The following is a 7,429-nucleotide window of genomic DNA, read 5'->3' as shown; positions in this document are numbered from 1 at the left end:
AACACCAGCATGACGTCGACCATCGGCGTCACATTGATGTCGCTCATGGGCCGGTGACCGGTCGGCTTGTCGAGGCGGCCGAAAGTCATGAAAAGGCCCCCACGCTCCGCCGCTGCGCGGGTCGCTGTTCCCCGCTCACAGGTCACCCTGCCGGCTGACCAGCAGTTCGCGCAGATCACGGGCGAAGCCTTCGAGGTCGGCCTCGAGATCGGCCACCCGGCGGCCCAGCACGTTGTAGGCCAGCACCGCGGGAATGGCCACCGCCAGACCGGCCGCGGTCATGACCAGGGCCTCGCCCACCGGACCGGACACCTGTTCGATGCGGAACTGGCCGTCGGCACCGATCTCGGTCAGCGCGTGGTAGATGCCCCAGACGGTACCGAGCAAGCCCACGAAGGGCGCCGTGGAGCCCACCGTGGCCAGCAGCACCTGGCCAAACTGCAAGCGGCGCAGCACACCATGCAGGGCGTCACGCAGCACGCGGGTCAGTTGCTGGGAACGGTCACCAGCCGCCGCCAGCGAGCCATCACCGGCCGGCGGCAGCGTTTGCGCGGCCAGCACCAGGGGCGACACCAGCCGCAAGCGGTCGCTGCGCGCCAGCACCTGCCTGGCCTGTGCCAGGTCGGGGGCGGCCCAGAACAGGCGCACGGCCCGGGACAGCCCCGCCCCGGCCCGGCGCAACAGCCAGCTTTTCCAGAGGATGACCACCCAGCTCGCCACCGACATGGTCAGCAGCAACAGGGCCACGCTCCGGCTGATCCCGTCGCCTTGTTGCCAGACCGTCTGCCACACGCCGCCCATGTGCACTCCTGGTGCCCGCCCGCTCAGCGCAGGCCAAGCACGTCGAGCATGTCGTAAAGACCGGTCTTCTGCCCTGCCAGGAAACGCGCCGCACGCAGGCTGCCCTGCGCATAGCCGGCCCGGCTGGACGACTTGTGCGAGATCTCGATGCGTTCACCCGTTCCGGCGAACAACACCGTATGGTCGCCCACGATGTCACCACCACGGATGGTGGCGAAACCGATGCTCGACGGATCGCGCTCGCCGGTCACGCCTTCGCGGGCATAGACGGCACAGTCCTTGAGGTCGCGCCCGAGCGCCTCGGCGATGACCTCGCCCATCTTGAGGGCCGTACCGCTGGGTGCATCGACCTTGTGCCGGTGATGCGCCTCGATGATCTCGATGTCGTAGCCCGTCGACAGCGCCCGGGCCGCCATCTGCAGCAGCTTGAGCGTGACATTGACCCCCACGCTCATGTTCGGCGCCATGACGATCGGAACGCGTCTGGCCGCCTCGGCGATCGACGCCTTCTGCTCGTCCGAAAAACCCGTGGTGCCGATGACCAGGCCGACGCCGTGTTCGACGCAGGCGGCCAGGTGCGCCATCGTGCCCTCGGGGCGCGTGAAATCGATCAGGCACTGGCTGCCACGCAGCCCCGCCGCCAGATCGGCCGTGATGGCCACACCGGTGGTCTTGCCGGCGAAGGCGCCGGCATCCTGTCCGAGCGCAGGGCTGCCAGCGGCGTCCAGCGCCCCGGACAGCACGCAGTCATCACTGGCCAGCACGGCGTCGATGAGCATGCGCCCCATGCGCCCGCTGGCGCCTGCAATACAGATACGGTGCGTCATCAGTTGCTGCCCCCGGACGATTCGAGGGGTGGATAGCTGGTGACCGGCGGCGGCGCGGCAGGTGCCGGCGGCTCGGTCGCCGCCGCCTGCTCATTGCGCTCGGCAAAGCGTTGGAGCTGCTCCGGCGTGGCCTCGAGCGCAGGGTTCCGGGCGGAGCGCTTGCGGGCATCCAGCGAGGACACGAAAGCCGATTCCGACGGCAGTTCGTCGGCTTCATAACGCTCCAGCACGTCGCCCCGGAAGAACACCGTCAACCGGCGTCGCTGGGGCTCCTGCCCCTGACGGCGAAAGGTGAACACATAGTCCCAGCGGTCGGCGTGGAAGACGCTGGTCACCAGCGGCGTGCCCAGGATGTCGCGCACCTGCTGGCGCGGCATGCCCGGCTGCAGCAGGTCCGCCTGCTCGCGGGTCACCACATTGCCCTGCACGATATCGATCTTGTAGGGTGAGAACATGGACCCCGACACCTGGGGCAGGCTGTCGCGCACCGACGCGCAGCCTCCCAGAATGACCAGCATCAGCAGGCCTGCCCCCTGGGCCAGGCGGGACGTCAGACGCCTCGGCGCGCGTGCGCCGGAACAGGAATGGGAAAAGTGCGGCATGCGGTCGGACAAGAATAAACCCGCGCCCCCAGGCCATTGCCTGGCGGCATGGCACGCGGCGCGCACTGGCGATATGATCCGACCATTGTAGCCCCGGGGTGGGATCCCGACACAGGCATCACCGCTGCCCGGTCGCCTGCCACGACGCCAGCCATGAGCAATATCGAAGAAATCAAGAGCACGGGACTGAAGGCCACCTTGCCGCGCCTGAAAATCCTCGAGGTGTTCCAGACAGCCAAGCTGCGTCACATGACGGCGGAAGACATCTACCGCATCCTGCTGGAAGAGCGCTCGGACATCGGTCTGGCCACGGTCTATCGGGTGCTCATGCAGTTCGAGCAGGCCGGGTTGCTCACGCGCAGCAACTTCGAGTCGGGCAAGGCCGTCTACGAACTCAACGAGGGCCAGCACCACGATCACCTGGTGTGCCTCGATTGCGGCCACGTCGAAGAGTTTTTCGATCCCGAGATCGAGAAGCGCCAGCAGGCGATCGCCAAGTCGCGTGGCTTCATCCTGCAGGAACACGCCCTCTCGCTCTACGCCAACTGCAGCAAGACCGACTGCCCGCACCGGATCACCGGAAATACCCCCCCCAGGGATCTCACCCTGCGTCGCTGACATCTCGCCAGCAGAACGACCACCCACGCGGTCAGCGCAAGGGCGTGTTCTCGGCCTGCATGGCGGCGCGGTGGCGGTCGACGAATTCGCGGTAGGTGTCAATGCCCCGCAACTGAAGAATCGTGTTGCGCACCGCCGCTTCCACCAGCACGGCGATGTTGCGGCCGGCCACCACCTGGATCACCGCCTTGCGCACCGGCACACCCAGCACGTCCTGGTACAGCGGCTCGTGGGGAAGGCGTTCGTAATCGCGCTCCATGGTTTCCTTGCGCACCAGATGCACGATGAGCTGCAGCCGCATCTTGCGGCGCACGGCCGTCTCGCCGAAAATGGCCTTGATATCGAGCAGACCGATGCCGCGCACCTCGAGCAGGTTCTGCAGCAGCTCGGGGCAGCGCCCCTCGATGCTGGTCTGGTTGATGCGGTACAGATCGACCGCGTCGTCGGCCACCAGCCCGTGGCCGCGCGAGATCAGCTCCAGACCCAGCTCGCTCTTGCCCAGACCCGACTCGCCGGTGATCATGACGCCCATGCCCAAGATGTCCATGAACACGCCGTGCATGGACTCGCGCTCGGCGAAGTGGCGCGACAGATAGGCCCGCATCACGTCGATCACGAAAGCCGCCGCCTCGGGCGAGGCGAACATCGGAATCTGCGCCCGCTCGCACATCGCCCGCACCGCCTCAGGCACCGGCTGGCCGTCGGCCACCACCAGCACCGGCGGCTCCAGCGTGACAATGCGCGCCACGCGACGCAGATTGTCCTCGACACTGTCGCTGCTCAGGTAGCGAACCTCGCGCTCGCCCAGCACCTGGACACGGTAGGGATGGATGTAGTTGAGGTAACCCACCAGGTCGGCGCCCGAGCGCGCCTGGCGGATCGCAATCTCGTCGAAGCGCCGCTCCGATGCGCCCAGCCCGGCGACCCACTGCCACTTGAGCGAGTCGCGATGGTCCTCGAACAGGACGTCGGCGCTGACGACGGTGGGCTTCACCTCAGGCCGCGGCGTGGGCGGACTGCCAGCCGGCGATCAGGCCATGCAGGACCGAGGCGTCGGTGGCGAGCTTCATCTGCTCGCGCAGGTTGCTGTCACTGAGCAGCTCCGCGATCTCCGACAGGATTTCCAGGTGCTTCTGCGTGGCGGCCTCGGGCACCAGCAAAAAGATCATCAGGACCACCGGCTGCTCGTCGGGCGCGTCAAAGCCGATCGGGCTGGCCAGCTGAAACACCGCGGCCAGGGGCTGCTTGAGACCCTTGATGCGACCGTGCGGGATGGCCACGCCATGGCCCAGGCCGGTCGAGCCCAGTCGCTCCCGGGCAAACAGGCTGTCGGTGATCAAGGCCCTGTTCAGGCCGTGCAGGGTTTCAAACAGAAGCCCTGCTTCTTCGAAGGCGCGCTTTTTGCTGGTCGCGTCGACACTGACCTGCACCTGCGCGGGGGGCAATATGGCGGAAAGTCGGTTCATGGGGGCCTCTTGGACCGCAAATTATGCCCAGTTGGCCATTCTTGACCAGTGCAGCGGCATAAAAAAGCCGCTTGACATTTCAAGCGGCCTGCTGCAGGGCAACATGACCGAGGCCGATGGCCCCGGTGCCGGTCACATCATGCGCTTGGCTGCATCATGGTGATGATCCTGTGCCTTGCCCTTGTAGCGCAGCACCTGGCGATCGAGCTTGTCGGCCAGTTCGTCCACAGCCGCATACAGGTCGGCATGCGCACTCTCGGCAAAAAGGTCCTTTCCTTTGACATGGATATTGCACTCAGCGCGCTGGCGTTGGTCCTTTTCCTTGAGGTTGTCCACCGTCAGCAGCACCTTGATGTCGACGACCTGGTCGAAATGGCGGGAGATGCGTTCCAGCTTGGAAGTGACATATCCACGCAGGGCGGGGGTGACTTCGAGGTGATGACCGCTGATCGTCAGGTTCATGCGAGAGCCTCCTTATGCTCCGGGTTGACACACACCGCCGGGTCGGGGATGAGGCCGACCCGACGGTCACGGGTAGCCATGAGCCCACTATGCCCGCGAACGCACGGCCATGCAAGCCCGCAATGCAACAATCGGTGAGAACGCAGCCGCTGCGCGGGTCGCTGCCGCCAAGGGCGGTGCAGGCCTGGCAGGGGCAGCCTGGCGCCGCACCCGTCGTCTTCACACCGTGTCTCTCGATAGCCTGATCCTTCACCATCTGCAGCCCTCGCAGGCACCGTCCCCCCCGGAGGAGACGGGGTGTGCCCTGGTCCTCATGGGGGGCGGGGCGCGCACGGCCTACCAGGCCGGCGTGCTCAAGGCAGTGGCGGACATGCTGCCCGGCCACGCATTCCCCTTTTCCTGGCTGTTCGGTACGTCGGCCGGTGCCATCAACGCCGCCTTTCTGGCCTGCCGCGCCGACGAGGGCATGGGCGCACTGGCCTTGCTCGCCGCCTTCTGGGAGCAGTTGCGCTCGGCGCACGTCTACCGTCTCGATGCACCCCGTTGGGCCAGGTCCAATCTGCTGGCCGCGGGCCTGGTGCTGGCCCGGCAGGTGCGACGCCATCGGGCCCTGCTGGACACGCTCCCGTTGGTTGACACCCTGCACCGGGGCATCGACCTGGGGCGCCTGGAGCGCGCCCTGGACGAGCGCCGCATCGAGGCGCTGGGCGTCACCGCATCCAGCTACACCAGTGGCGTCCACTGGACGTTCTGCCAGACCCGGGCCGGCCATCCGGTCCAGCCCTGGCAGCGACCGGGCCGGCGCGCGTCGTTCCAGCCTGTGACCATCGAGCACCTCATGGCCTCCAGCGCCATTCCGTTCCTGTTCCCGGCCGTTCCCCTGTGGACCGGGCGGCACAAGGAACACTTCGGCGATGGCTCCATGCGCCAGCTCTCGCCCCTGTCGCCCGCCATCCAGTTCGGCGCCCGGCGCATCCTGGCCATCGGTGTCGGTCAGCCGCAGCGCTCGGGTCTGGTCCCCGTGCGCAGCGAAGATCCCACCGCCGGCACCATCGCCGGCCATGCCATGGCCAGCGTGTTCCACGACACGCTGCACGCCGACGTCGAGCAGACCCAGCGCGTGAGCCAGACCATCGCCCGGCTGCCGCCGGCACTCGCACAGGCACTGCCCTACCGGCCCGTCGATGTGCTGGCCCTGCACCCGAGCATTTCGCTCGACGAACTGGCCCACCAGCACATCCATGCGCTGCCCGCCGCCACCCGCAACACCCTGGCCGGCCTGGGCGCCCTCGACACCCGGCGCCAGGCCAGTGGCAGTGCCGCGGCCCTGGCCAGCTACCTGCTGTTCGAGCCGGCTTTCGTACAGGCCCTGATCGCCCTGGGTGAGCAGGACGCCTGGCGTCAGCACGATGCCCTGGTGCATTTTCTTTGCCCCCCGCAACACACGGCACCAGGCCAGTGGTGACATAATCCAGGGTTGTCCCCTACCGGAGCCCGTCCATGGAAAGCATGCCCCCCAGTTGCGTGCTTTCAGCCGCTCCTGCCCCCTGCTGAACAGCCGGCTTGATCGGTGACTGTGTGCGGGTGGCCAGCCGGCTGAAAGCGCCGCCGTCCACCCCCGAGGCCTTTCGCCTTCCCTCGCCCACCCCGTTCCAGCAGGGAGCACCGTCATGCTCAATGTCTTTACCCTGGCCAATGGCCGCCTGTTCCAGGTAGAAATCGAATCACTGGAAGAGCTCACCCGCGTCAAGCCGATCTGGGTGGATCTGGAGGAGCCCACGACCGAAGAGCGGCGCTGGGTCAAGCAGCATTTCGGCCTGTCCATCCCGGAAGATGCCATGGACGACGACATCGAGGAGTCGGCACGGTTCTTCGAGGAGGACAATGGCGAGCTGCACATCCGGTCGGACTTTCTCATCGACGACGAGGACGACCCGCGCGCCGTGCGCGTGGCCTTCATCCTCAATGAGCACAACACCGAGCTGCGCAGCCAGGGCGTGCTGTTCTCGATCCACGACGAGGACGTGCCGGTGTTCCGCCTGCTGCGCATGCGCGCGCGCCGCATGCCGGGCCTGATCGAGGACGCCAAGGACGTGCTGCTGATGCTGTTCGACGCCGACGCCGAGTATTGCGCCGATACGCTCGAAAACATCTACGACGACATCGAGGTCGTCAGCGGCAAGGTGCTCAACAGCAACGCCTCGGACACCTTGCTCAGCGAAGCGCTGTCGGCCATTGCCCGGCACGAGGACATGTCGGGACGCATCCGCCGCAACGTGATGGACACCCGGCGCGCCGTGAGTTTCATGATGCGCAGCCGCCTGCTCAGTGCCGAACAGTTCGAAGACGCGCGCCAGATTCTGCGCGACCTCGATTCGCTTGATGGGCACACCGCGTTCCTGTTCGACAAGATCAACTTCCTGATGGATGCGACCGTCGGTTTCATCAACATCAACCAGAACAAGATCATCAAGATTTTCTCGGTCGCCAGCGTCTCGCTGCTGCCGCCCACCCTGGTGGCCAGCAGCTACGGCATGAACTTTCGCTTCATGCCCGAGCTGGAGTGGCCGCTCGGCTACCCGTTCGCCATCGGCCTGATGGTGCTGTCGGCCGTGGTGCCCATGGTGTACTTCCGCAAGCGTGGCTGGTTGAA

9 protein-coding genes and 1 pseudogene are annotated in these 7,429 nt (G+C 66.6%); 3 read left to right on the top strand and 7 right to left on the bottom strand.

What is annotated here, in order from left to right:
- The 4 genes and pseudogenes from PHQ87_RS10035 to PHQ87_RS10020 all read right to left on the bottom strand — a co-directional run.
- A pseudogene (locus PHQ87_RS10035) lies at nucleotides 1-89 on the bottom strand (biopolymer transporter ExbD); the annotation flags it as partial.
- A 46-nt stretch (nucleotides 90-135) separates the two neighbouring features.
- A complete protein-coding gene (locus PHQ87_RS10030) occupies nucleotides 136-801 on the bottom strand; it encodes a MotA/TolQ/ExbB proton channel family protein (protein ID WP_300233527.1) in 666 nt (221 codons plus the stop codon).
- A 23-nt stretch (nucleotides 802-824) separates the two neighbouring features.
- On the bottom strand, nucleotides 825-1,628 hold the full coding sequence (gene dapB, locus PHQ87_RS10025) for a 4-hydroxy-tetrahydrodipicolinate reductase (protein WP_300233525.1): 804 nt from the start codon (nucleotides 1,626-1,628) through the stop codon (nucleotides 825-827).
- Nucleotides 1,628-2,146 (bottom strand): outer membrane protein assembly factor BamE, encoded by a 519-nt coding sequence (locus PHQ87_RS10020; RefSeq protein WP_300233523.1) that lies wholly within the window; start codon nucleotides 2,144-2,146, stop codon nucleotides 1,628-1,630. Before PHQ87_RS10020 ends, dapB begins: the two co-directional genes overlap by 1 nt.
- Nucleotides 2,147-2,383: 237 nt before the next feature.
- Here PHQ87_RS10020 and fur point away from each other — a divergent pair, with 237 nt between their 5' ends.
- Nucleotides 2,384-2,848: a ferric iron uptake transcriptional regulator gene (gene fur / locus PHQ87_RS10015; RefSeq protein WP_300233521.1), complete on the top strand. Its 465-nt coding sequence runs from the start codon at nucleotides 2,384-2,386 to the stop codon at nucleotides 2,846-2,848.
- Nucleotides 2,849-2,879: 31 nt separating this feature from the next.
- Here the strand turns inward: fur and hprK are convergent, their stop codons facing one another.
- The 3 genes from hprK to raiA form a co-directional block, all read right to left on the bottom strand.
- Nucleotides 2,880-3,842: an HPr(Ser) kinase/phosphatase gene (gene hprK, locus PHQ87_RS10010; RefSeq protein ID WP_300233519.1), complete on the bottom strand. Its 963-nt coding sequence runs from the start codon at nucleotides 3,840-3,842 to the stop codon at nucleotides 2,880-2,882.
- A 1-nt stretch (nucleotide 3,843) separates the two neighbouring features.
- Nucleotides 3,844-4,314: a PTS sugar transporter subunit IIA gene (locus tag PHQ87_RS10005; protein WP_300233518.1), complete on the bottom strand. Its 471-nt coding sequence runs from the start codon at nucleotides 4,312-4,314 to the stop codon at nucleotides 3,844-3,846.
- A 132-nt stretch (nucleotides 4,315-4,446) separates the two neighbouring features.
- Complete coding sequence (raiA, locus tag PHQ87_RS10000; protein ID WP_300233516.1) at nucleotides 4,447-4,776, bottom strand: ribosome-associated translation inhibitor RaiA; 330 nt, start codon at nucleotides 4,774-4,776, stop codon at nucleotides 4,447-4,449.
- 226 nt (nucleotides 4,777-5,002) lie between these two features.
- On the opposite strand from raiA, the gene PHQ87_RS09995 reads away from it, so the two are divergent.
- A complete protein-coding gene (locus tag PHQ87_RS09995) occupies nucleotides 5,003-6,241 on the top strand; it encodes a patatin-like phospholipase family protein (RefSeq protein WP_300233514.1) in 1,239 nt (412 codons plus the stop codon).
- Between the two features lie 205 nt (nucleotides 6,242-6,446).
- On the top strand, nucleotides 6,447-7,429 hold a 983-nt coding region (gene corA / locus PHQ87_RS09990), incomplete at its 3' end, for a magnesium/cobalt transporter CorA (RefSeq protein ID WP_300233512.1).

The sequence above is a fragment of the Hydrogenophaga sp. genome (assembly GCF_028698005.1).
GTDB lineage: Bacteria > Pseudomonadota > Gammaproteobacteria > Burkholderiales > Burkholderiaceae_C > Hydrogenophaga.
The sequence above is the reverse complement of the archived record's forward strand: the minus strand, read 5'-3'. Positions and strand labels throughout refer to the sequence as shown.

Bases quoted from the DNA above. Each gene is read 5' to 3' on its own strand.
- fur (WP_300233521.1), top strand. From the start codon at position 2,384: ATGAGCAATATCGAAGAAATCAAGAGCACGGGACTGAAGGCCACCTTG.
- PHQ87_RS10020 (WP_300233523.1), bottom strand. From the start codon at position 2,146: ATGCTGGTCATTCTGGGAGGCTGCGCGTCGGTGCGCGACAGCCTGCCC.
- PHQ87_RS10030 (WP_300233527.1), bottom strand. From the start codon at position 801: ATGGGCGGCGTGTGGCAGACGGTCTGGCAACAAGGCGACGGGATCAGC.
- PHQ87_RS10005 (WP_300233518.1), bottom strand. From the start codon at position 4,314: ATGAACCGACTTTCCGCCATATTGCCCCCCGCGCAGGTGCAGGTCAGT.
- raiA (WP_300233516.1), bottom strand. From the start codon at position 4,776: ATGAACCTGACGATCAGCGGTCATCACCTCGAAGTCACCCCCGCCCTG.
- dapB (WP_300233525.1), bottom strand. From the start codon at position 1,628: ATGACGCACCGTATCTGTATTGCAGGCGCCAGCGGGCGCATGGGGCGC.